General features: G+C 72.1%; 19 protein-coding genes and 1 riboswitch. Of the genes, 13 read left to right on the top strand and 6 right to left on the bottom strand.

Annotation, left to right across the window (positions count from 1 at the left end; all coding sequences use genetic code 11):
- Positions 1 to 193: 193 nt before the first annotated feature.
- Positions 194 to 360: riboswitch (cyclic di-AMP (ydaO/yuaA leader) on the top strand.
- A 13-nt stretch (positions 361 to 373) separates the two neighbouring features.
- Together ACK8N7_RS07705 and ACK8N7_RS07700 are read left to right on the top strand one after the other, a co-directional pair.
- A complete protein-coding gene (locus tag ACK8N7_RS07705) occupies positions 374 to 1,189 on the top strand; it encodes a M23 family metallopeptidase (protein WP_500441633.1) in 816 nt (271 codons plus the stop codon).
- A 223-nt stretch (positions 1,190 to 1,412) separates the two neighbouring features.
- On the top strand, positions 1,413 to 2,120 hold the full coding sequence (locus ACK8N7_RS07700; RefSeq protein ID WP_403215686.1) for a GntR family transcriptional regulator: 708 nt from the start codon (positions 1,413 to 1,415) through the stop codon (positions 2,118 to 2,120).
- A 217-nt stretch (positions 2,121 to 2,337) separates the two neighbouring features.
- On the opposite strand, the gene ACK8N7_RS07695 is transcribed toward ACK8N7_RS07700, so the two are convergent.
- Positions 2,338 to 2,619 carry an HPr family phosphocarrier protein gene (locus tag ACK8N7_RS07695; RefSeq protein ID WP_015611940.1) on the bottom strand — a complete coding sequence of 94 codons (282 nt, stop codon included), beginning with the start codon at positions 2,617 to 2,619 and terminating at the stop codon, positions 2,338 to 2,340.
- 175 nt (positions 2,620 to 2,794) lie between these two features.
- Between ACK8N7_RS07695 and ACK8N7_RS07690 the strand changes: the two genes are divergently transcribed.
- From ACK8N7_RS07690 to ACK8N7_RS07675, 4 genes are read left to right on the top strand one after another with little or no spacing between them, the layout of a single operon-like run.
- Positions 2,795 to 5,740 carry a bifunctional acetate--CoA ligase family protein/GNAT family N-acetyltransferase gene (locus tag ACK8N7_RS07690; RefSeq protein WP_403215684.1) on the top strand — a complete coding sequence of 982 codons (2,946 nt, stop codon included), beginning with the start codon at positions 2,795 to 2,797 and terminating at the stop codon, positions 5,738 to 5,740.
- A gap of 51 nt (positions 5,741 to 5,791) precedes the next feature.
- Positions 5,792 to 6,388, top strand: a complete 597-nt coding sequence (locus ACK8N7_RS07685) for a DUF5998 family protein (protein WP_031125795.1) — start codon at positions 5,792 to 5,794, stop codon at positions 6,386 to 6,388.
- The gene (locus tag ACK8N7_RS07680) at positions 6,388 to 7,575 is read left to right on the top strand and encodes an alkaline phosphatase family protein (protein WP_403215682.1); all 1,188 of its coding nucleotides are present in this window, start codon (positions 6,388 to 6,390) and stop codon (positions 7,573 to 7,575) included. The genes ACK8N7_RS07685 and ACK8N7_RS07680 overlap by 1 nt, the downstream gene beginning before the upstream one ends.
- 53 nt (positions 7,576 to 7,628) lie before the next feature.
- Complete coding sequence (locus ACK8N7_RS07675; protein WP_015611944.1) at positions 7,629 to 8,282, top strand: thymidine kinase; 654 nt, start codon at positions 7,629 to 7,631, stop codon at positions 8,280 to 8,282.
- Between the two features lie 5 nt (positions 8,283 to 8,287).
- Here ACK8N7_RS07675 and ACK8N7_RS07670 read toward each other — a convergent pair whose 3' ends face one another.
- Positions 8,288 to 9,064, bottom strand: coding sequence for a VOC family protein (locus tag ACK8N7_RS07670; protein ID WP_403215680.1), 777 nt, complete (start codon positions 9,062 to 9,064; stop codon positions 8,288 to 8,290).
- A gap of 236 nt (positions 9,065 to 9,300) precedes the next feature.
- Here ACK8N7_RS07670 and ACK8N7_RS07665 point away from each other — a divergent pair, with 236 nt between their 5' ends.
- Positions 9,301 to 10,131, top strand: coding sequence for a sulfurtransferase (locus tag ACK8N7_RS07665; RefSeq protein ID WP_403215678.1), 831 nt, complete (start codon positions 9,301 to 9,303; stop codon positions 10,129 to 10,131).
- An 84-nt stretch (positions 10,132 to 10,215) separates the two neighbouring features.
- Here ACK8N7_RS07665 and sepH read toward each other — a convergent pair whose 3' ends face one another.
- Entirely contained in the window at positions 10,216 to 11,271 is a 1,056-nt protein-coding gene (gene sepH / locus ACK8N7_RS07660) for a septation protein SepH (RefSeq protein ID WP_364692685.1), read from the bottom strand.
- A 496-nt stretch (positions 11,272 to 11,767) separates the two neighbouring features.
- On the opposite strand from sepH, the gene ACK8N7_RS07655 reads away from it, so the two are divergent.
- Positions 11,768 to 12,904, top strand: coding sequence for a hypothetical protein (locus ACK8N7_RS07655; protein ID WP_500441629.1), 1,137 nt, complete (start codon positions 11,768 to 11,770; stop codon positions 12,902 to 12,904).
- A gap of 72 nt (positions 12,905 to 12,976) precedes the next feature.
- Here the strand turns inward: ACK8N7_RS07655 and ACK8N7_RS07650 are convergent, their stop codons facing one another.
- Complete coding sequence (locus ACK8N7_RS07650) at positions 12,977 to 14,299, bottom strand: D-arabinono-1,4-lactone oxidase (RefSeq protein WP_403215674.1); 1,323 nt, start codon at positions 14,297 to 14,299, stop codon at positions 12,977 to 12,979.
- Positions 14,256 to 15,503, bottom strand: a complete 1,248-nt coding sequence (locus ACK8N7_RS07645; protein WP_403215672.1) for an MFS transporter — start codon at positions 15,501 to 15,503, stop codon at positions 14,256 to 14,258. Before ACK8N7_RS07645 ends, ACK8N7_RS07650 begins: the two co-directional genes overlap by 44 nt.
- A gap of 194 nt (positions 15,504 to 15,697) precedes the next feature.
- On the opposite strand from ACK8N7_RS07645, the gene ACK8N7_RS07640 reads away from it, so the two are divergent.
- Both ACK8N7_RS07640 and ACK8N7_RS07635 read left to right on the top strand, forming a co-directional pair.
- On the top strand, positions 15,698 to 16,825 hold the full coding sequence (locus ACK8N7_RS07640; protein ID WP_500441627.1) for a ferrochelatase: 1,128 nt from the start codon (positions 15,698 to 15,700) through the stop codon (positions 16,823 to 16,825).
- A 31-nt stretch (positions 16,826 to 16,856) separates the two neighbouring features.
- Positions 16,857 to 17,657 (top strand): inositol monophosphatase family protein, encoded by an 801-nt coding sequence (locus ACK8N7_RS07635; RefSeq protein ID WP_403215668.1) that lies wholly within the window; start codon positions 16,857 to 16,859, stop codon positions 17,655 to 17,657.
- 105 nt (positions 17,658 to 17,762) lie between these two features.
- On the opposite strand, the gene ACK8N7_RS07630 is transcribed toward ACK8N7_RS07635, so the two are convergent.
- The gene (locus tag ACK8N7_RS07630; RefSeq protein WP_403215666.1) at positions 17,763 to 17,936 is read right to left on the bottom strand and encodes a hypothetical protein; all 174 of its coding nucleotides are present in this window, start codon (positions 17,934 to 17,936) and stop codon (positions 17,763 to 17,765) included.
- Positions 17,937 to 18,285: 349 nt separating this feature from the next.
- Here ACK8N7_RS07630 and ACK8N7_RS07625 point away from each other — a divergent pair, with 349 nt between their 5' ends.
- The 3 genes from ACK8N7_RS07625 to ACK8N7_RS07615 all read left to right on the top strand — a co-directional run bounded on the left by ACK8N7_RS07625 (position 18,286) and on the right by ACK8N7_RS07615 (position 20,891).
- Positions 18,286 to 18,939 carry a response regulator transcription factor gene (locus ACK8N7_RS07625; protein WP_006128158.1) on the top strand — a complete coding sequence of 218 codons (654 nt, stop codon included), beginning with the start codon at positions 18,286 to 18,288 and terminating at the stop codon, positions 18,937 to 18,939.
- A 5-nt stretch (positions 18,940 to 18,944) separates the two neighbouring features.
- Positions 18,945 to 20,189, top strand: coding sequence for a sensor histidine kinase (locus ACK8N7_RS07620; protein ID WP_500441624.1), 1,245 nt, complete (start codon positions 18,945 to 18,947; stop codon positions 20,187 to 20,189).
- Positions 20,190 to 20,594: 405 nt separating this feature from the next.
- A complete protein-coding gene (locus tag ACK8N7_RS07615; protein ID WP_003965732.1) occupies positions 20,595 to 20,891 on the top strand; it encodes a DUF4193 domain-containing protein in 297 nt (98 codons plus the stop codon).
- Positions 20,892 to 20,902 lie beyond the last annotated feature (11 nt).

The raw sequence follows: 20,902 nt of genomic DNA, 5'->3' as shown, positions 1-20,902 counted from the left end.
ACCCCGGCGGACAGCGATCCGCCGGGGTCCTCCTTATTTGTCCGTTAAGGCCTATTGATTCTCTTTGTTGGGGAGAGTGACTTTCTGCCCTGTGGGATGCGCGACAAATCCCCCTGTCCGTTTGGTGATGGGAAGTCGGCCCGCCTAGCGTCGGCTCGGCTGTCCGTCACCCGTATGCCGCACCCGCGGCGCCGGGCAGCCATCGCCGAGTCCCCGTCAGGCGCGAGCCTGGGGAGCCGGGGACCCACGCAGTCCCTGGGGTGAATCGGAAGTCCGTGCCGTGACCCGGCGCGGGGATCCGTAGGAGACCTTCCTGCTCCGAACCCGTCAGCTAACCCGGTAGGCGAGAAGGAAGGAAAGGATCAGCCCCTCCATGGCGTTCACCCGTGCCACCGGGAAGCACCGTGCCCCGAGCCGCCTGACGCGCCGCGGCGCCAAGGCCGCCGGCATCGCGGCCCTGGCCACCACCGGAGTCCTCGGCTCCCTGGCCTCCCCGGCCGCCGCAGCGGACTCCGAGGCCCCCAAGGCCGCCGAGAGCGGACTCACCCAGGCCATCGCCCTCGACGCCACGCTCGCCAAGCAGATCGAAGCCCAGGCCCAGGCGCAGCACCAGCAGGCCGAGGCCCTCGCGAAGGCGAAGGCCGAGGCGGCCGCCGAGGCCAAGGTCAAGGCCGCGAAGGCCAAGGCGAAGGCGGAGGCCCGGCGCAAGGCCGAGGCCCGCGCCAAGGAGATCCGCGAGGAGAAGGCCCGGGCCGCCCGCGCCGCCGAGCGCGCCCGTCTGAACGCCTTCCACCTTCCGCTCGCCGGCTCGCACGTCACCACCGGCTACAAGACCGGCGGCTCCCTCTGGTCCTCCGGCAGCCACTCCGGCGTGGACTTCATGGCCGCCTCCGGCAGCTCCGTCGTCGCGGTCGGCGCCGGCACGGTCGTCGAGGCCGGCTGGGGCGGCGCGTACGGCAACAGCATCGTGCTCCGGATGGCGGACGGCACGTACACCCAGTACGGCCACCTCTCCTCCATCGGCGTCGCCGTCGGCCAGAGCGTCACCTCCGGCCAGCAGATCGGCCTCTCCGGCTCCACCGGCAACTCCACCGGCCCGCACCTCCACTTCGAGGCCCGGACCACCCCCGAGTACGGCTCGGACATGGACCCGGTCGGCTACCTGCGCTCGCACGGTCTGAACGTCTGACCCCACCTCGCGCGACCTCCCCACCCGAAGGCCCCGGCTTCCCGCCGGGGCCTTCGGCAATGAGTCAGGAATCCCCCGTACCGGGCCTCTCCGTACCGGACCTTTGGCCAGAAGATATCCATGGATTCCGGCCTGCCATCGGAAATTGCGGCAGATTGCAATAGAGTCACGGAACAGGCGTCGGCCGGCCGCGTTTCGCGGGGATTAAGGCGGAGGTTCGGACATGCGCATTCCCGCGCATTCGGTATGCACGGCAATCCGTGACGACATCGTCTCCGGTGTCTACGAGCGCGGCAGCCGCCTCACCGAGGAGCTGCTGGCACGGCGGTACGGGGTCTCCCGCGTCCCGGTGCGCGAGGCGCTGCGCACCCTGGAGTCCGAGGGCTTCGTCGTCACCCGCAGGCACGCCGGGGCCTGTGTCGCCGAGCCCACCGAGCAGGAGGCCGCCGACCTGCTGGAGGTGCGGATGCTCCTGGAGCCGCTCGGCGCGGCGCGGGCCGCCCAGCGCCGTACGGAAGCCCACCTCAAGGTGCTCCGCGGGCTGGTCAGGCTGGGCCAGGAGCGGGCCCGCCGGGGGGAGGGGGAGGATCTGCGGTCGCTGGGCGGCTGGTTCCACGAGACCCTCGCCCAGGCCTCCGGCAGCCCCGGCCTGATCGCGCTGCTCACCCAGCTCCGGCACAAGATCGCCTGGATGTACGCCGTCGAGCAGCCGGCCCGCCCGGTCGACTCCTGGGTCGAGCACGGGGCGATCGTGGACGCGGTGGCGCGCGGCGACGCGGAGCGGGCCAGGGCACTGACCGCCCAGCATGCGGAACGGGCCGCCGGCGCCCACCGGCTGCGCCGCCCGGACCGCCCCGGCCGTCGCGCGGCGCCGCCGCCCCGGGTGAGTTCTTCGCAACACGGCGTAAACATCGCGGGTGTCCGGCATTAACAATGACGCCGTATACAAAGAGGAGCAATTGCCGAGGGCTTTATTTGTGCTGCCCGAATGGGCAATGCATCGGCTTCAGGAGTAACGAAAGAGCCGTGGTCCCCAAAAGGGTTCCACGGCTCTCGCGAAGAACGGATTCCGGCCGAACCGTCGAAAGGACCGGTGTACCGGAATCGGACCCGGAGCGGGTCGGGCGGCCGGACGGCCTGTCGAGCGGTCAGACGGTCTCGGGAAGCTCTTCGAGCCCCTCGGCGACCAGCTTCGCCAGACGGTCCAGAGCGGCCTCGGCGTTGTCCGCCTCGGACGCGAGCACGATCTCCTCGCCGCCCTGCGCACCCAGACCGAGCACCGCGAGCATGGAGGCGGCGTTCACCGGGTTGCCGTCGGCCTTGGCGATCGTCACCGGGACGCCGGAAGCCGTGGCGGCACGGACGAAGATGGAAGCGGGGCGGGCGTGCAGGCCCTCGGTCCAACCGACGTTTACGCGGCGCTCAGCCATGGTTCTGCCCTTCACATATCAACGGTTGTCTAGACCAGTCTCTCACGCGGTGCGCAATGCTGTGCCCGGCCTCCCCTCCCACCTGATCCACACGACAGGCCCTCGTCCGGGTCGTCCTCAGACTGCCCCGGTACCGATCCCTCCGCGACCGGGATGTCGGCCGTAGGCTTTGCCCATGGAGCCCACGCCTGAGCAGAGTCCGCATCACGCGTACCCCGACCACTGGGAAGCGGACGTGGTGCTCCGTGACGGCGGCACCGCGCGCATCAGGCCGATCACCACGGACGACGCCGAGCGGCTGGTCAGCTTCTACGAGCAGGTGTCCGACGAGTCGAAGTACTACCGGTTCTTCGCACCGTACCCCCGCCTTTCCGACCGGGACGTGCACCGCTTCACCCATCACGACTACGTCGACCGGGTGGGACTGGCCGTCACGATCGGCGGCGAGTTCATCGGTACCGTCCGCTTCGACCGCATCAACGAGCAGGGCAGGCCCGCCTCCGCCCCCGCCGACGAGGCCGAGGTCGCCTTCCTCGTCCAGGACGCCCACCAGGGCCGCGGAGTCGCCTCGGCGCTGCTCGAACACATCGCCGCCGTCGCCCGCGAGCGCTCCATCCGGCGCTTCGCCGCCGAGGTGCTCCCCGCCAACAACAAAATGATCAAGGTGTTCCGGGACGCCGGCTACACCCAGCAGCGCAGCTTCGAGGACGGCTCCGTCCACCTCACCCTCGACCTCGAACCCACCGAGAAGTCCCTCGCCGTCCAGCGCGGCCGCGAGCAGCGTGCCGAGGCCCGCTCGGTGCAGCGCCTGCTCGCCCCCGGCTCGGTCGCGGTGATCGGCACCGGCCGCACGCCCGGGGGAGTGGGCCGCACGGTCCTGCGCAACCTCCTCGCCGCCGGCTTCACCGGCCGTACCTACGCGGTGAACCGCGCCTTCGACGAGGGCCTCGCCACCCTCGACGGGGTCCCCGCCCACCGCTCGCTCGGCGAGATCGACGAGCAGGTCGACCTCGCCGTCATCGCGGTCCCCGCCCACCGGGTCCCCGAAGCCGTCGCGGACTGCGGCGAGCACGGCGTCCAGGGCCTCGTCGTTCTCTCCGCCGGCTATGCCGAGAGGGGCTCCGCCGGCCGTGAGCTCCAGCGCGAACTGGTCCGCCAGGCCCGCTCGTACGGCATGCGGATCATCGGCCCGAACGCCTTCGGCATCATCAACACCGCCGAGTCCGTCCGGCTGAACGCCTCCCTCGCCCCCGAGTCGCCCGCCCGCGGCCGGATCGGCCTGTTCACCCAGTCCGGTGCGATCGGGATCGCCCTCCTCTCCGGCCTCCACCGGCGCGGCGCGGGCCTCTCCTCGTTCATCTCGGCGGGCAACCGGGCCGACGTCTCCGGCAACGACTTCCTCCAGTACTCGTTCGAGGACCAGGACACCGACGTCGCCCTCCTCTACCTCGAATCCCTCGGCAACCCCCGCAAGTTCACGCGTCTCGCCCGCCGCACCGCCGCCGTGAAGCCCGTCGTCGTGGTGAAGGGCGCCCGGCACAGCGGCACCAACCCGCCCGGCCACGCCGTCCCGGTCAGCCGTATCCCCGACGCCACCGTCTCCGCCCTGATGCGGCAGGCGGGCGTCATCCGGGTCGACACGGTGACCGAGATGGTCGACGCCGGACTGCTCCTGGCCGGCCAGCCGCTCCCGGCCGGGCCCCGGGTCGCGATCCTCGGCAACTCCGAGTCCCTCGGCCTCCTCACGTACGACGCCTGCCTGGCCGAGGGGCTCCGCCCGCGCCCGCCGCGCGACCTCACCACGGCCGCTTCGCCGCAGGACTTCCGGGACGCGCTGGCCGAGGCGCTCGCCGACGGGACCTGCGACGCCGTGATCGTCACCGCCATCCCGTGGGTGGGGGAGAGCGGCGAGGCCGAGACCGGTGACGGCGAGGTGCTGGCCGCAGCCCTGCGCGGAGCCGCGGCCGGCGGACCTGCCAAGCCCGTCGCCGTCGTCCACGTGGAGATCGGCGGCCTCGCGGAGGCCCTGGCCGCCGCGAGCAGCACGGCCGCACCCCGCACCCGGCCCACCACGCTCGCCGCCCAGCCCGCCGCCGCCCAGCCCGCCGCCGCACCGGGCGCCCCCACCGGAGCCGCCCCCACGAAGCCCGGCACCCAAGCGACCACGGGGGCCGCAGGAAACGAAGCGCCCCCGGCAACCGAAGCGACCGCAGAGACCGAAGCCGCCGACCCGCCCGCCCGCCCCGGTCGCATCCCCGCCTACCCGGCCGCCGAACGTGCCGTACGGGCAATGGCCGAAGCCGTGAAGTACGCCCAGTGGCGGCGCCAGGCGGCCACGCCCGGCAAGGTGCCCGAGTTCCTGGACGAGACCACCGACGAACCCGGCGCCGCCGCCCTGATCGACACCCTGCTCGGCACCGCCCCCGACCCGCGCGGCCGCCCCCTCACCCACGACGAGGCCCGCGAGCTGCTGGGCCGCTACGGCATCGCCGTACGCCCCACGCTCCCCGCCCCGGACCCCGAGGCGGCCGTCGCCGCGGCCGCCCGCCTCGGCTACCCGGTGGCGCTGAAGACCACCGCACCCCACCTGCGCCACCGCGCCGACCTCGGCGGCGTACGGCTCGACCTCGCGGACGAGGACGCGCTGCGCCGCGCGTACGGAGAGTTCACCGAGCTCCTCGGCAAGCCCGCCGAACTCCTCCCGGTCGTCCAGTCCATGGCCCCGCGCGGTGTGGACACGGTCGTACGGGCGTCCATCGACGCCGCCGCCGGGGCCGTCCTCTCCTTCGGCCTGGCGGGCGCCCCCTCCGAGCTGCTCGGTGACACCGCGCACCGGCTGGTTCCGGCCACCGACCGCGACGCCGCCGAACTGATCCGGTCGATCAAGGCGGCCCCGGTCCTCTTCGGCTGGCGCGGCTCGGCGCCCGTCGACACCCCGGCCCTGGAAGAGCTGCTGCTGAGACTGTCCCGGCTGGTCGACGACCATCCCGAAGTGGTCTCCGTGGCGCTCGAACCGGTGGTCGTGGCCCCCCAGGGCCTCACCGTGCTCGGTGCGACCGTCCGCCTCGCTCCGCCGCCCCCGCGCGGCGACCTCGGCCCCCGCCGCCTCCCGAACTACTGACCCGCCCCAGGGCGTCCCCGGCAGTCACCGGCCCCCCGTAGGATGGTGCACATGGCAAAGACCGGTACGACGACCCAGGGGCTGCGCGCGGCGATCGAGCGCAGCGGCTACTACCCGGCCCTCGTGGCCGAGGCGGTCGAGGCCGCCGTCGGCGGGGAGCCGGTGGCTTCGTACCTGGTGCACCAGGAGACCACGTTCGACTCCAACGAGGTCCGCCGCCATGCCACGGTCCTTGTCCTCACCGAGCACCGCTTCATCGTCAGCCACACCGACGAGCAGGCCGCCGACACCAGCTCCCCGACGCCGTACGCCACCACCTCCACCGAGTCGGTCAAGCTCGACCGGATCTCCTCCGTCGTGGTCAGCCGGGTGGTGGCCAACCCGGAGAAGTACGTCCCGGGCACGCTGCCCCGCGAGGTCGTCCTCACCATCGGCTGGGGCGCGGTCTCCCGGATCGACCTGGAGCCCGCCGCCTGCGGCGACGCCAACTGCGAGGCCGACCACGGCTACACGGGCAGCTCCACCGCGGACGACCTGAGCCTGCGCGTCAGCGAGGCCGGGGACGGCCCGGACGCCGTCCGGCAGACCCTCGCCTTCGCCCAGTCCCTCTCCGAGGCCACGGCCGCCACCGCGGCGACCGGCCGGTGATGGCCCAGCCCGCCTGGCAGGACCCGGTCCCGCTCGCCCTCGACACCGCGCCCGTCCCCGCGTACGGCAGCGCCTCGCTGGCGGACCTGCTGCCGACGCTGGTGGCCGGGCAGGGGGTGGAGGGCTTCACCGCCACCATCCCCGAGCTGACGCCCGCCGACCGCAACTGCGTCTTCCTGATCGACGGCCTCGGCTGGGAGCAGATCAAGGCGCACCCCGACGAGGCGCCCTTCCTGCACTCGCTGCTCCCCACCTCGCGCGGCGGCACCGGGCAGCCGATCACCGCCGGCTTCCCCTCCACCACCGCGACCTCGCTCGCCTCGGTGGGTACGGGGCTGCCGCCCGGCGAGCACGGCCTGCCCGGCTACACCGTGCGCAACCCGGAGTCCGGCGCGCTGATGAACCAGCTCCGCTGGAAGCCGTTCACCGCGCCGAAGGTCTGGCAGCCCTACCCCACGGTCTTCCAGCTCGCCGACGCGGCGGGCGTGCGGACCGCACAGGTCTCGTCCCCGGACTTCGAGCAGACCCCGCTCACCAAGGTCGCGCTCAGCGGCGGTTCCTTCCTCGGCCGGCTCTCCGGCGAGGACCGGATGGACGTCTCCGCCCAGCGGCTCGCCGCCGGTGACCGCTCGCTCGTCTACACGTACTACAGCGAGGTCGACGGCAAGGGCCACCGCTTCGGCGTCGACTCCGACGCCTGGCGCGGCCAGTTGATGTACGTCGACGGGCTCGCGCAGCGCCTCGCCGAGCAGCTCCCGCCGCGCTCCGCGCTCTACATCACCGCCGACCACGGCATGATCGACATCCCGTTCGACGAGCAGTCCCGGATCGACTTCGACGAGGACTGGGAGCTGCGCGCGGGCGTCGCCCTGCTCGGCGGCGAGGGCCGCGCCCGCCATGTCTACGCGGTGCCCGGCGCGCAGGGAGACGTCCTGGCCGTCTGGCGCGAGGTGCTGGGCGAGCAGTTCTGGGTGGCGAGCCGGGACGAGGCGATCGCGGCGGGCTGGTTCGGGCCCGTCATCGACGAGCGGGTGTACGGCCGGATCGGCGATGTGGTCGCCGCCGCCCACGACGACGTGGTCATCACCGCGTCGGTCAACGAGCCGCACGAGTCGGCGATGGTCGGCATGCACGGCTCCCTGACCCCCGTCGAACAGCTCGTCCCGCTGCTCGAAGTACGCTCATAACCGCGTTTTCCGTCCTCCCTGTGACCGTCCCCGTGAAAGGTGCTCGACCCCTCATGCCCGAGCTGGTGTTCTTCTCCGGAACCATGGACTGCGGAAAGAGCACGCTGGCCCTGCAGATCGGTCACAACCGTTCCGCCCGCGGGCTCCAGGGCGTGATCTTCACCCGCGACGACCGCGCCGGCCAGGGCAAGCTCTCCTCCCGGCTCGGCCTGGTGACGGACGCCGTCGAGGCGGACGAGGGCATGGACGTCTACGGGCACATCGTCGACCGGGTCAGCCGGGGCGGCCGGGTCGACTACGTGATCGTGGACGAGGCACAGTTCCTCGCCCCGGTCCAGATCGACCAGTTGGCCCGGGTCGTCGACGATCTGGGCCTGGACGTCTTCGCGTTCGGCATCACCACGGACTTCCGTACGAAGCTCTTCCCCGGCTCCCAGCGGCTGATCGAGCTGGCCGACCGGATAGAGGCCCTCCAGGTCGAGGCGCTCTGCTGGTGCGGCGCCCGCGCCACGCACAACGCCCGTACGGTGGACGGTGAAATGGTCGTCGAGGGCGCCCAGGTCGTCGTCGGCGACGTCAACCGGCAGGCGGGCGAGGTCGGTTACGAGGTGCTGTGCCGTCGCCACCACCGGCGCCGGCTGACCGCGGAGACGGCCCGTGCGGGCACGCTCTCCCCGGACGTGCTGCCGGTCGCCGCCGAAGGCTGATCCGGTCAGCCCTCGTACGTCCGGACGATCGTGAAGGCCGCGCCCTCGGGATCGGCCACCGTCGCCAGCCGGCCGCTCGCCCCCTCACGCGGCGGCTGCAGGATGTGCCCGCCCAGCTCCACCACCCGGGCGGCGGACGCGTCCACGTCGGCGACCTCGAAGTACGTCATCCAGTGCGGGCCCCGGTCGCGTGGCAGCGACTGGCCGACCCCGTGCAGGGCGGCCACCGGGCCGCCGTCCAGGTGCAGGGTCTGGTAGTCGAAGTCGGCGGAGACCACCGCCTCGGTCTCGTAACCGAAGACCGTCTGGTAGAACTTCGCGACCATCGAGGTCTCCCGGGTCACCAGCTCGTTCCAGACGGGGGTGCCGGGGACGCCGGCCGTCATGGTGCCGCTGTGCTCCGAGCCCTGCCAGACGCCGAAGACCGCCCCGCCCGGGTCCGAGGCGATGGCGAGCCGGCCCGCCTCACCCGCGTCGATCGGCCCGACCGCGACCGTGCCGCCGCAGGAGCGGATCGCTTCGGCCGTCAGGTCCGCGTCGTCCGTCGCCAGATAGGTGGTCCAGGCGATCGGGAGGTGCCGGTCGGGCGGCAGCTGGCCGATGCCCGCGACCTCCTTCCCGTCGAGCAGACCGCGGACGTAGGGGCCCAACTGGTCTGGCCCCGGCCGGAACTCCCAGCCGAACAGAGCTCCGTAGAACTCCTGGGTCGCGCTCAGGCCGTGCACGATCAGACTCACCCAGCAAGGTGTTCCGGGCGTGCGCCGGGCAGCAGCCTCGGTCATCGTGTTGTCTCTCCTCGGACCGTTGTGGTGGCCGTACAGGGGAACGGGGCAGGTACGCCGTCCTGGGTCAGGACGCGGTCCGCATACCCCGTGCAGATGCTCGCACCACCCGGCGCCGGCGCGGCAACGGCCGCGCCGTGTGTTCCGGGTTCTCGCCCAAGGGGGACCGCTTTGGTGTGGTATGTCCGTTCGGTTGCTGGTACGGGTGCCACGGCCTCTGCGCGAGGATGGCACCCATGAAGCCCATCATTACCGCATCCGAATACGCGAGCGAGTCGACGGGACCGCGGCCCCCGGTGCTCCTGGACGTCCGCTGGCAGTTGGGTGGTCCGCACGGCCGCCCCGACTACGAGGCCGGCCATCTGCCCGGCGCCGTCTTCGTCGACCTCGATACGGAACTGGCCGGACCGGCGGGCAGCGGCGGCCGCCACCCCCTCCCGGACCCGGAGGCCTTCGGCGCCGCGATGCGCCGCGCCGGCGTCGGGCAGGACACCCCGGTCGTGGTGTACGACGGCGGGCAGGGCTGGGCCGCCGCGCGCGCCTGGTGGCTGCTGCGCTGGACGGGGCACACGGACGTACGGGTCCTGGACGGCGGCCTCGCCGGGTGGACCGGCGACCTCTCCACCGGGATCCCGCACCCCGTCGAGGGCGATTTCCGGCCGAAGCCCGGCGCCCTGCCCACCCTGGACGCGGACGGGGCGGCCGACCTCGCCCGCACGGGGCTGCTCCTGGACGCGCGGGCGGCCGAGCGCTACCGGGGCGATGTCGAGCCGATCGACCGCGTCGGCGGCCACATCCCGGGGGCGGTCTCCGCACCGACCACGGCGAACGTCGCCGAGGACGGCCGCTACCTTCCGGCCGGAGAGCTCGCCGAGCGGTTCACCGCACTGGCGGCGGGGAGGAGCGGCGAGCCGGTCGGCGTCTACTGCGGATCGGGGGTCTCCGGCGCCCACGAGGTGCTCGCCCTGGAGATCGCCGGAATCCCCGCCGCGCTCTACCCCGGCTCCTGGTCCGAGTGGTCCGCGGACCCCGCCCGCCCGGTCGCCACCGGTCCCGAGCCGCTTTAGGGGCCGGTCCGGTAAGCGCCGCGACGGAGAGGGGCCCGTACGCCATCGCGTACGGGCCCCTCTCCTGCCGACCGGCACTCCCGGTCAGTCCTGCTTCTTGCGGCGGGTGCCGAAGACGATCTCGTCCCAGCTCGGCACGGCGGCCCGGCGTCCCGGCCGGACCCCGTCCGCCTCGGCCTGACGGTCCGTCGTCCCGGTCAGCCGGTCGCGGTGACCGGCCACCGCCCGGGGCATCAGCACATCCGCGTACGCCGAACCGGCACCGGCGGAGGCCGCGGCGGCGGGCGGCTCGTCCGCCTCGCTCTCCTCGACGGCGGGTTCGAGCGCGGGCGGCTCGGGCTGCGTCGGCCGCTCCGGGACGACCATGTCGCCGCGGAAGCTCGGCACCGCCTCCAGCAGGCTGGTCAGCGAGTCGCGCTCACCGGCCGAGGCGCTGCTCACGTACTCCTCCGGCTCGGCGGCCGGTGCGGGCCGCTCGATCTGCCGGTCGAGTGCTCGGTCCAGCGGCCGGTCGCGCGGCAGCCGGGCGATCCGGGGCACGAACGGGAAGCTCGGCTCGGGTGCCGCGCCGTCGGTCTCACCGATCAGCGAACGCGCCTCGTCGTCGACGGCCTGGACCAGGCGCCTGGGCGGGTCGTACGTCCAGCTCGCCGAGTGCGGTTCTCCCGCGACCCGGTAGACGAGCAGGACCTCCCAGGTGCCGTCGTCGCGGCGCCAGGAGTCCCACTGGACGGTTTCCTTGTCGGCGCCGCGCAGCAGGAGACGCTCCTGCACCGCCTCGCCGAGCTGGGGGCCGGTGTTCTCGCCGGGACGGCGCACGGGAGTCTTCCGGGCCCGCTCGGCCATGAAGGCACGCTCCGCGAGCACAGGGCCCTCGAAGCGGCGCACACGGTCGACCGGGATGCCGGCGAACTGGGCGACCTCCTCCGCGGAGGCACCGGCCCGTATGCGGGCCTGGATGTCGCGGGGGCGGAGGTGGCTCTCCACCTCGATCTCGATCTGGCCGAGCCGGGCGCGGTCGTTGCGCACGGCGGCGCGCAGCCGCTCATCGATCGGAAGCGTGTATTCCGTGCTGTCCGCAGCCTTGAGCACCAGTCGTGTGCCGTCGTTGGAGACGGCCACGACACGCAGTTCGGGCATGGGGACCTCCCGGGTGGTGCCTGCCGACGTCACGTGCGTCGCTGCTTCCGCTAGTCGAGTGTGACCTGCCCGGGTGCAGCCTGCCACAACCTTGCCAAGTTGCCCGGCGTGTCGGGCGCCCGCCCTGGAACGCCGCCATGGCACGGTTGTCTCTTGCGTCCCAAAGTGACCGATTTGGCCGCTCTGCGTAGCAAGCACCCGTGCAATGCCTTGGCGCCGCCGGTCCGAGTGGAGCCGCCGGCCCCTCTCCCGTAGCTGCGGATTCCCACGTGGGAGTCCGCCCCAGGGCTCGTCACAGTACTCCATTCGGGCCACCTGGGTGGACCGGCGCGCCGCCGAACTTCTCGGGAGGTGCGGGAGTTGGGATACCCAGTTCTCCGCGAAATGCCCCTGATGCGTGTTGTGCTTCACACAATCACCCGAAACGGAACTATCCACTTCGCTCATTTGTCCCTTCCTGTTGCATGGTGGGAGAGATGTCAAGCAGGGGCTGGTAATGGTTCAGAAGCCGGAAAGTGACACAGAAACCAAGGAAAGGCGCATAGATCTGAGTCTGCCGCAGGTCGCCGGGAGTGCGGCGGCGGCCGTCGCCGCAGCCGTGGCGGCCTCGCAACTGGGCGTGTACGGCACCATCGCCGGCGCCGGGGTGATGAGCGTCGTCGCCACGTGCGGGGGCTCCGTCTTCCAGCACTTCTTCCGCCGCACCGGCGAGCAGATCCGCGAGGTGACGGTCCAGGTGACCCACCCCGAGGGCCGCCAGGTGACGGTGCACACCAAGGAGACGACGCCCGCGGGCCGCAGAGGCGCCGAACGGCGGACGGACCCCGAGCCGGGACCGGTGGACGACGCCACCACGGTGCTGCCCACGGTCGACCCGGGCGCGGTCCCGGAGGTGGTCCCGGACGTGGAGAGCACGCGGCAGCTGAGGCCCGCCGACCCGGACCGGACCCAGCTGCTGGACCTCGGCGACGCGCGGACCCGGATGCTGAGGGCGCAGCCGGGCGCGGGGGCCGGATCCGACCCGGACCGTACGCAGTTGCTGCCCCGGGCCCCGTCCGGCGCGGCCGTCACCGGTGGCCCGTCGACCGGTGACGCGTTCACCGACGGCGTCACTCAGGGCACCCGGCTGCGCGGCTGGAAGCGTCCCGCGCTGGCGGCCGCCGCGGTCTTCGCCGTCTCCATGGCCGGGATCACCGCCTTCGAGATGATCTCGGGCAACGATCTCAGCGGCGGCCAGGGGACCACCCTCAGCTCCGTCGTGCGCGGCGGAGGCGACCGTGATCCGGGTCCGGCCGATCCCACGCCCTCCGGGGACACCGGCCAGGACGGCGGCGACGAGCAGCAGGACCCGGGCGACGGCAACGGATCGGCTCCCGCCACCGACCCGGGAGACGGCGGCACCGCGAGCCCGGACCCCGGTACGGGCACGGGCGGTGAGAACCCGTCCACCGGGTCCACCCCCACGCCGACGCCTTCCAACTCCGGCGGCGGGACCACGCCCGCCCCGACGCCGACCCCCTCGACCCCCGGCGACGGCGGGGCCGGCGCACCCGACCCGACCGGCACGGGCACCGGCGGCGCCCCCGGCCAGGGGGAGCAGGTCCCGCCCGCCGACGGCACCGGCGCCGAGTGACCGAGGTACCGCCGGACGCGCATCGGCCCCCTCGACGGAACACGTCGAGGGGGCCGATGCGCTTCCCGGAGCTCACTCCCCGAGGACGCGCCGCAGATAGTCGTTGCCGAACATCCGGTCCGGGTCGAGCCGGTCGCGTACGGCGGTGAACTCGCCGAACCGCGGGTAGACCCCCGCCAGGTAGGCCGCGTCCCGGGTGTGGATCTTGCCCCAGTGCGGCCGGCCGGAGTGCGCGGTCATGATCCGCTCCACCGCGGTGAAGTACGAGCGGTGGGGCGTGCCCTTGTAGAGGTGCACGGCGATGTACGCGCTCTCCCGGCCCGAGGCCGTCGAGAGGGCCATGTCGTCGGCGGGCGCGGTGCGCACCTCGACCGGGAAGCTGATCTTCAGCGGTGAGCGCTCGACCATCGCCCTCAGCTCCCGCAGCGCCGCCACGGCCTGCTCGCGCGGAACGGCGTACTCCATCTCCACGAACTTCACCCGGCGCGGGCTGGTGAACACCTTGTAGGGGATGTCGGTGTAGGTCCGGGCCGAGAGGGCGCGGCTGGAGAGCTTGGCGATGGAGGGGATCGTCGCGGGGACCGCCCGGCCGAGCGAACAGGCCACCTGGAAGACCCCGTTGGAGAGCAGCTCGTCGTCGATCCAGCTGCCCACCTTTCCGGGCGGGGCGGCCGGGCCCGCGCTGCGGTTGTTGCGCTTGGTGTTGCAGTTGCCGGTGTGCGGGAACCAGTAGAACTCGAAGTGCTCGTTCTCGGCGACCAGTTGGTCGAACTCCGCGGTGACCCGGTCGAAGGCCATCGGCTCCTCGCGGGCGGTCAGCAGGAACACCGGCTCCACGGTGAGGGTGACCGCGGTGATCACCCCGAGGGCGCCGAGCCCGACCCGGGCGACGGCGAACACCTCCGGGTTCTCCTGCTCCGAGCAGACCAGCACGGTGCCGTCGGCGGTGACCAGTTCCAGGGCGCGGATCTGGGCGGATATCGACGCCGAATCGCGGCCGGTGCCGTGCGTTCCGGTGGAGGTCGCCCCGGCGATCGTCTGCTCCATGATGTCGCCCATGTTCGTGAGCGAGAGCCCCTCACGGGCGAGCGCGGTGTTGAGGCGCTTGAGCGGAGTGCCGGCCTCCACGGTGACGGTCATCGCCTTGCGGTCGATGTCCCGGATACCGGTGAGCAGGTCCGGGCGTATCAGCACCCCGTCGGTGGCGGCGGTCGCGGTGAAGGAGTGGCCGGTGCCGACCGGCTTCACCTTGAGGCCGTCCGCACCCGCCCGGCGCACCACGTCCACCAGCTCGTCGACGGACGCGGGGGACTCGGCCCGGGCCGGCCGGGCGGTCACATTGCCCGCCCAGTTACGCCACGCGCTCGTCGTCGTCCGTGCGTAGGTGTCGGTCATCTTCCCCGCGCCCTCCCGTAGGAACCGGCTTGGCCAGCCGGCGATACCCCAGGAACGCCACCGCCGCCGCGAGCGCTCCCGCCACGGCGGGCACCGCGTACCCCGCCTTCGCCCCGGCGGCGTCGACCACCCAGCCGGCGGCCGAGGAGCCGAGCGCCACCCCGACGGCGAGCCCGGTACTGGTCCAGGTCATGCCCTCGGTCAGCTTGGTGCGTGGTACGTGCGCTTCGACGAGGGCCATGGTGGTGACCATCGTCGGTGCGATGGCGAGGCCCGCGACAAAGAGCGCCACGGCCAGCAACAGAAGGTTCCCGGCCAGTTGGAGGGGGATCATACTCACGGCCATCGCGCAGACACCCACCAGCCACCTGGTCGCGGGCTTCCCCTTCAGGTGCAGCAGCCCGAAGACGGCCCCCGCGAGGCAGGAACCGAGCGCGTAGACGGCCAGCACGAGGGAGGCCGCGGCCTTGTGGCCGCTCTCCTCGGCGAACGCCACCGTCACCACGTCGACGGCGCCGAAGATCGCGCCCGTCGCCACGAAGGTGACCACCAGGACCTGGAGCCCCGGCGAGCGCAGCGCCGAGCCGCTGGTGTGGAGCGACTTGGGGTGCGGAATCGGTTCGGTGGCGCGCTGGGAGGTCAGCCAGAAGACCCCGACCAGCAGGAACCCGGCGGCGATCAGCGGGCCGGCCTCCGGGAACCAGGCGGTGGAGAGACCGATCGAGATGATCGGGCCGAAGATGAAGCACACCTCGTCGACGATCGACTCCCAGGAGTACGCCGTGTGCAGCTCGCGGCTGGAACCCCGGTAGATCGCCGCCCAGCGGGCCCGGACCATCGACCCCACGCTCGGCACACAGCCGGCGCCCGCCGCGAAGACGAACAGCGTCCAGTCCGGCGCCCCCTGCTGGGCGCAGATCAGCAGCCCCGCCACCGCCGCCACCGAGACCAGGGTGACCGGCCGCAGCACCCGCCGCTGGCCGTACCGGTCGACCAGGCGCGAGACCTGCGGACCGAAGACCGCGGCCGCCATGGCCAGCGTCGCGGTGAGCGCCCCGGCCAGCCCGTAGCGGCCGGTGAGCTGCGAAATCATGGTCACGACCCCGATGCCCATCATGGACAGCGGCATCCGCCCGAGGAGCCCGGCGGCGGAGAACCCCTTGGATCCGGGGGCGGCGAAGATGGCGCGGTAGGGGCTGGGCAAGGGGGAACTCCGGTCGTGCCTGTCAGGCGTATGGCGGGCTGTTACAGCTTACGGGCGCGTGGATGTTCCGGACACCGGAATTGCGGACGGCCCGTGGACGGCGAGGATGCGTGACCACCGGTCTCCGAGCCTTCCCGACAGGGCGTCGGATGTCGGTTGCCGCCCTGTCGGCGACGGGTGGCAGGATCGGTGTCATGTCCGAACTGCGCGATCCCGCTCCCTACGACGCCCTGCTGCTGCTCTCCTTCGGCGGTCCCGAGGGCCCGGACGACGTGGTCCCGTTCCTGGCGAACGTGACCCGCGGCCGGGGCATCCCCGAGGAACGGCTCAAGGAGGTCGGCAAGCACTACTTCCTCTTCGGCGGGGTCAGCCCGATCAACGCCCAGAACCGCGCGCTGCTGGACGCCCTGCGCAAGGACTTCGCCGACCACGGCCTGGACCTCCCGGTCTACTGGGGCAACCGCAACTGGGCGCCGTACCTGACCGACACCCTGCGCGAGATGACCGCCGACGGACACCGCCGGATCGCCGTCCTCGCCACCAGCGCCTACGCCTCGTACTCGGGCTGCCGCCAGTACCGCGAGAACCTCGCCGAGTCGCTGGCCACCCTGGCGGCGGAGGGCCTCGACGTGCCGCGCGTGGACAAGCTGCGCCACTACTTCAACCACCCCGGCTTCGTGGAGCCCATGGTCGACGGCGTGCTCGCCTCCCTCGCCGATCTCCCCGAGGACGTCCGCGCGGGCGCCCACCTCGCCTTCACCACGCACTCCATCCCGACCTCGGCCGCCGATGCCTCGGGCCCGGTGGAGGCGCACGGCGAGGGCGGGGCGTACGTCGCGGAGCACCTGGACGTGGCCCGGCTGATCGTGGAGGCGGTGCGCGCGGAGACCGGTATCGAGCACCCCTGGCAGCTCGTCTACCAGTCCCGCAGCGGCGCCCCGCACATCCCGTGGCTGGAGCCCGACATCTGCGACCACCTGGAGGCCCTGCACGGCGAGGGCGTCCCCGCGGTCGTGATGGCGCCCATCGGCTTCGTCTCGGACCACATGGAGGTCCTGTACGACCTCGACACCGAGGCCACCGCGAAGGCCGCCGAGCTCGGCCTGCCGGTCCGGCGGTCCGCGACGGTGGGCGACGACCCGCGCTTCGCCGCCGCCGTACGGGATCTGCTCCTGGAGCGCGCGGCGAGTGAGCGGGGGCGTGAGGTGAAGCCCTGCGCGCTGGGCTCCCTCGGCCCGTCCCATGACCTCTGCCCGGTCGGCTGCTGCCCGGCCAGGGCCCCCAAGCCGGCCGCGGCGGGGGCGGACAGCCCGTACGTGTAGCCCGTACGCACCGACCACCTCTGGGAGCACCGTGACCGACCCCGCCCTGACCGAACTGCTCGACCTCGCCCTGGAGGCCGCGCGCCGCGCCGGAGCCCTGCTGCGCGACGGCCGCCCCGCCGACCTGGGGGTGGCCGCCACCAAGTCCAGCCCCATCGACGTGGTCACCGAGATGGACATCGCCGCCGAGAAGCTGATCACCGGCTACCTCTCCGACTTCCGCCCCGACGACGGCTTCCTCGGCGAGGAGGGGGCCAGCTCCCCGGGCAGCACCGGCATCCGCTGGGTCATCGACCCGCTGGACGGCACCGTGAACTACCTGTACGGCCTGCCCACCTGGGCGGTCTCCATCGCCGCCGAGCGCGACGGCGAGCGGATCGTGGGCGTCGTCGAGGCCCCGATGCGCCGGGAGACGTACCAGGCGGTCCGGGGCGGCGGTGCGTACGCGAACGGCAACGCCCTGCGCTGCCGCCCCGCCCCGCCGCTGGACCATGCCCTCGTCTCGACCGGCTTCAACTACGTCGGCAAGGTCCGCAGCCACCAGGCGGACGTCGCCCAGCAGCTGATTCCGCGGCTCCGGGACATCCGGCGCAGCGGCTCGGCCGCCGTCGACCTCTGCGATGTGGCGGCGGGGAGGCTGGACGGCTACTACGAGCGCGGGCTGCACCCCTGGGACCTGGCCGCGGGCGACCTGATCGCCCGGGAGGCGGGCGCGCTGACCGGCGGCCGCCCCGGGCTGCCGGCCGACGGCGATCTGACGGTGGCCGCCACCCCCGGGGTCTTCGAGCCGCTGCAGGCCGCCCTCGACGAGCTGGGCGCCTGGCACGACTGACACCCCTGCCCGGCCCGAACGCCCTGGTGAGAGCTGTGAGGGCCGCACGGCACAGCAGAGGGCCCCGGGTGCCGTGTCGGCATCCGGGGCCCTCTGCTGTACGGCTCAGACGCTTGTGGCGCCGACTTCCACGCCGTGCTCGGCCGCGAGGCGGTGCAGGTCGTCCAGCTCGCCCTGCTCGACATCCGCCAGGAAGTCGTCGCCGTCCTCGCGAGCCCGCGTGAGGCCGGACTCGGTGCTCTTGATGCGTTGCAGCAGACCTGCGGTGAAAGCGTCCATGATGCGCCCCCTCATCGTGGGTCGGTGGCACGGGGGTGTGCCCGGGATTCCTCCGGCAGGGGAGCCGGAGGGGCGGGTGATCTCGCCGCTACTCCGGGGAACGGAGTGGGGCCGTGGCATGCCACGGGCCGGACGTGATCGCGGGTGTGAACCCCTCATCCCCACACGCAGTCTCAGAGAAACCTCAACTGACCGGTAATTCCGCCCCATTCCCCGGGCCCGGTCGGCCCGAGCGCCGTCTTACCGCCGGTTTATACGCGTTGCGGGCAGGATGGATGTACACAGTCGGCCTCCCCTGGGGGCCGTTCGCTGTGTGAACCCGTAGAAGGACCTAGGGAAGGACTGCGCTGTGCGCGTACTCGTCGTCGAGGACGAGCAGCTGCTCGCCGATGCGGTGGCCACCGGACTGCGCCGCGAGGCCATGGCCGTCGACGTCGTCTACGACGGTGCCGCGGCTCTGGAGCGCATCGGGGTCAACGACTACGACGTCGTCGTCCTGGACCGGGACCTCCCGGTGGTGCACGGCGACGACGTCTGCCGCAAGATCGTGGAGCTCGGTATGCCCACCCGGGTGCTCATGCTCACCGCCTCCGGTGACGTCAGCGACCGGGTCGAGGGCCTGGAGCTGGGCGCCGACGACTACCTGCCCAAGCCCTTCGCCTTCAGCGAGCTGACCGCCCGGGTCCGCGCACTGGGCCGCCGTACGACGGTCGCGCTGCCCCCCGTCCTGGAGCGGGCCGGCATCAAGCTCGACCCGAACCGGCGCGAGGTCTTCCGGGACGAGGTGGAGATCCAGCTCGCCCCCAAGGAGTTCGCGGTGCTGGAGGTCCTGATGCGGAGCGAGGGTGCCGTCGTCTCCGCGGAGCAGCTCCTGGAGAAGGCCTGGGACGAGAACACCGATCCCTTCACAAACGTGGTGCGCGTCACAGTCATGACGCTCCGCCGCAAGCTCGGCGAGCCGCCCGTCATCGTCACCGTGCCGGGCTCCGGATACCGGATCTGAGGATCATGACCACCATCCCCGACCCCCCTGTGGCGCCGCCGAAGCCCACCTGGGAGCCCAAGCAGCAGGAGCCGCTGTACCCGTGGCTGCGTCCGACCATCCGGATACGGCTCACGCTGCTCTACGGCGGGATGTTCCTGATCGCGGGCATCATGCTGCTCTCGATCATCTACATGCTGGCCGCGCAGGGGCTGCACGTGGGCAACGAGCTGCCGTTCAAACTGCTGCCCGACAGCAAGATCCAGCTCACCAGCAACGCCTGTCCCGCCCTCACCCCGGGCCTCTCGGCGGACGAGGCGAACGCCGCGCTCAAGGCATGCAACGGAGAACAGCGCCAGCAGGCCCTGGACACCCTGCTCAACCGCTCGCTCCTCGCCCTGGTCGGCCTCAGCATCATCGCCTTCGCCTTCGGCTACGCCATGGCCGGACGCGTCCTGTCCCCGCTCGGCCGGATCACCCGGACCGCGCGCAGGGTGGCGGGCACGGACCTCACCCGGCGGATCGAGCTGGACGGCCCGGACGACGAGCTCAAGGAGCTCGCGGACACCTTCGACGACATGCTGGACCGGCTGGAGCGGGCGTTCACCGCGCAGCAGCGGTTCGTCGGCAACGCCTCGCACGAGCTGCGCACCCCGCTGGCTATCAACCGCACGCTGCTGGAGGTCCACCTCTCCGACCCGGAGGCACCGCCCGAGCTCCAGCAGCTCGGGAAGACCCTGCTGGCCACCAACGAGCGCAGTGAGCAGCTGGTCGAGGGGCTGCTGCTGCTGGCCCGCAGCGACAACCAGATCATCGAGCGCAAACCGGTCGACCTCGCCGAGGTCGCCGACCGCGCCATCGACCAGGCCCGGTCGGAGGCGGTGGCGAAGAGCGTCGAGATCCGCGGTGAGAGGTCCGCTGTCGTCGTCCAGGGCAACGGGGTCCTGCTGGAGCGGATCGCGCTGAACCTCGTACAGAACGCCGTGCGCTACAACGTGGCCGAGGAGGGCTGGGTGGAGGTCACCACCTCCCTGCAGACCGGCCAGGCCCTGCTGGTCGTCTCGAACACAGGTCCTGTGGTCCCGGCGTACGAGATCGACAACCTCTTCGAGCCCTTCCGGCGGCTGCGTACGGAGCGCACGGGCAGCGACAAGGGGGTCGGGCTCGGCCTGTCGATCGCACGGTCCGTCGCGCGGGCCCACGGAGGCCGTATCATCGCGGAGCCCCGCGAAGGCGGCGGTCTCGTGATGCGCGTCACCCTGCCGGTCTGAGAGGCTGCACGGTGTGACTCTGCACCGAATCTCCATGTTCGCTTTGGGCGGAATTTTCAGGACCCGTTCCCGAGTGAGTCGTGTGTGATCGATCACAGAGGCCGTTTTGGGGCCATCTACTCTCCGTGATCACATCTCGTTCGGAAAGCCGGTAATCGTCCGGGTTTTCGGAGGGTGTTATCACGGGAAGTACACGGGGTGGCGCCTGTGAACTGCGCAGTCGGGACCGTGTACGGTCCCCATCGCCACCCAAGCCGAGCCTCGCCGAGGCGGCCGGTTGGGTGTCGATTGAGTAACAGACCTTGATGTGAGGCAAAATCTCCGCCTCAGGTCGGGCACAAGTCCGGCCTCTCACGCGTTACGTGCGCTGAGACACCCGCAGAAACCCAAGAGGGGGAGAGCGACATGGCAACGGATTACGACACCCCACGCAAGACCGACGACGACGTGGACCAGGACAGCCTCGAAGAGCTCAAGGCTCGTCGGAGCGACAAGACGGCATCCGCCGTCGACGTCGACGAGTTCGACGCGGCCGAAGGACTCGAGCTGCCCGGCGCGGACCTCTCCAACGAGGAGCTGGCCGTCCGGGTGCTGCCCAAGCAGGCCGATGAGTTCACCTGCATGAGCTGCTTCCTGGTGCACCACCGCAGCCAGCTGGCCCGCGAGAAGAACGGTCAGCCCATCTGCCGCGACTGCGACTGAGGTCGGGTCGG

This window comes from Streptomyces griseobrunneus (assembly GCF_046713465.1).
GTDB lineage: Bacteria > Actinomycetota > Actinomycetes > Streptomycetales > Streptomycetaceae > Streptomyces > Streptomyces microflavus.
The sequence above is the reverse complement of the archived record's forward strand: the minus strand, read 5'-3'. Positions and strand labels throughout refer to the sequence as shown.

Coding starts and splice junctions, on each gene's coding strand:
- ACK8N7_RS07705 (WP_500441633.1), top strand. CDS start 374: ATGGCGTTCACCCGTGCCACCGGGAAGCACCGTGCCCCGAGCCGCCTG.
- ACK8N7_RS07700 (WP_403215686.1), top strand. CDS start 1,413: ATGCGCATTCCCGCGCATTCGGTATGCACGGCAATCCGTGACGACATC.
- ACK8N7_RS07695 (WP_015611940.1), bottom strand. CDS start 2,619: ATGGCTGAGCGCCGCGTAAACGTCGGTTGGACCGAGGGCCTGCACGCC.
- ACK8N7_RS07690 (WP_403215684.1), top strand. CDS start 2,795: ATGGAGCCCACGCCTGAGCAGAGTCCGCATCACGCGTACCCCGACCAC.
- ACK8N7_RS07685 (WP_031125795.1), top strand. CDS start 5,792: ATGGCAAAGACCGGTACGACGACCCAGGGGCTGCGCGCGGCGATCGAG.
- ACK8N7_RS07680 (WP_403215682.1), top strand. CDS start 6,388: ATGGCCCAGCCCGCCTGGCAGGACCCGGTCCCGCTCGCCCTCGACACC.
- ACK8N7_RS07675 (WP_015611944.1), top strand. CDS start 7,629: ATGCCCGAGCTGGTGTTCTTCTCCGGAACCATGGACTGCGGAAAGAGC.
- ACK8N7_RS07670 (WP_403215680.1), bottom strand. CDS start 9,064: ATGACCGAGGCTGCTGCCCGGCGCACGCCCGGAACACCTTGCTGGGTG.
- ACK8N7_RS07665 (WP_403215678.1), top strand. CDS start 9,301: ATGAAGCCCATCATTACCGCATCCGAATACGCGAGCGAGTCGACGGGA.
- sepH (WP_364692685.1), bottom strand. CDS start 11,271: ATGCCCGAACTGCGTGTCGTGGCCGTCTCCAACGACGGCACACGACTG.
- ACK8N7_RS07655 (WP_500441629.1), top strand. CDS start 11,768: ATGGTTCAGAAGCCGGAAAGTGACACAGAAACCAAGGAAAGGCGCATA.
- ACK8N7_RS07650 (WP_403215674.1), bottom strand. CDS start 14,299: ATGACCGACACCTACGCACGGACGACGACGAGCGCGTGGCGTAACTGG.
- ACK8N7_RS07640 (WP_500441627.1), top strand. CDS start 15,698: ATGTCCGAACTGCGCGATCCCGCTCCCTACGACGCCCTGCTGCTGCTC.
- ACK8N7_RS07630 (WP_403215666.1), bottom strand. CDS start 17,936: ATGGACGCTTTCACCGCAGGTCTGCTGCAACGCATCAAGAGCACCGAG.
- ACK8N7_RS07620 (WP_500441624.1), top strand. CDS start 18,945: ATGACCACCATCCCCGACCCCCCTGTGGCGCCGCCGAAGCCCACCTGG.
- ACK8N7_RS07615 (WP_003965732.1), top strand. CDS start 20,595: ATGGCAACGGATTACGACACCCCACGCAAGACCGACGACGACGTGGAC.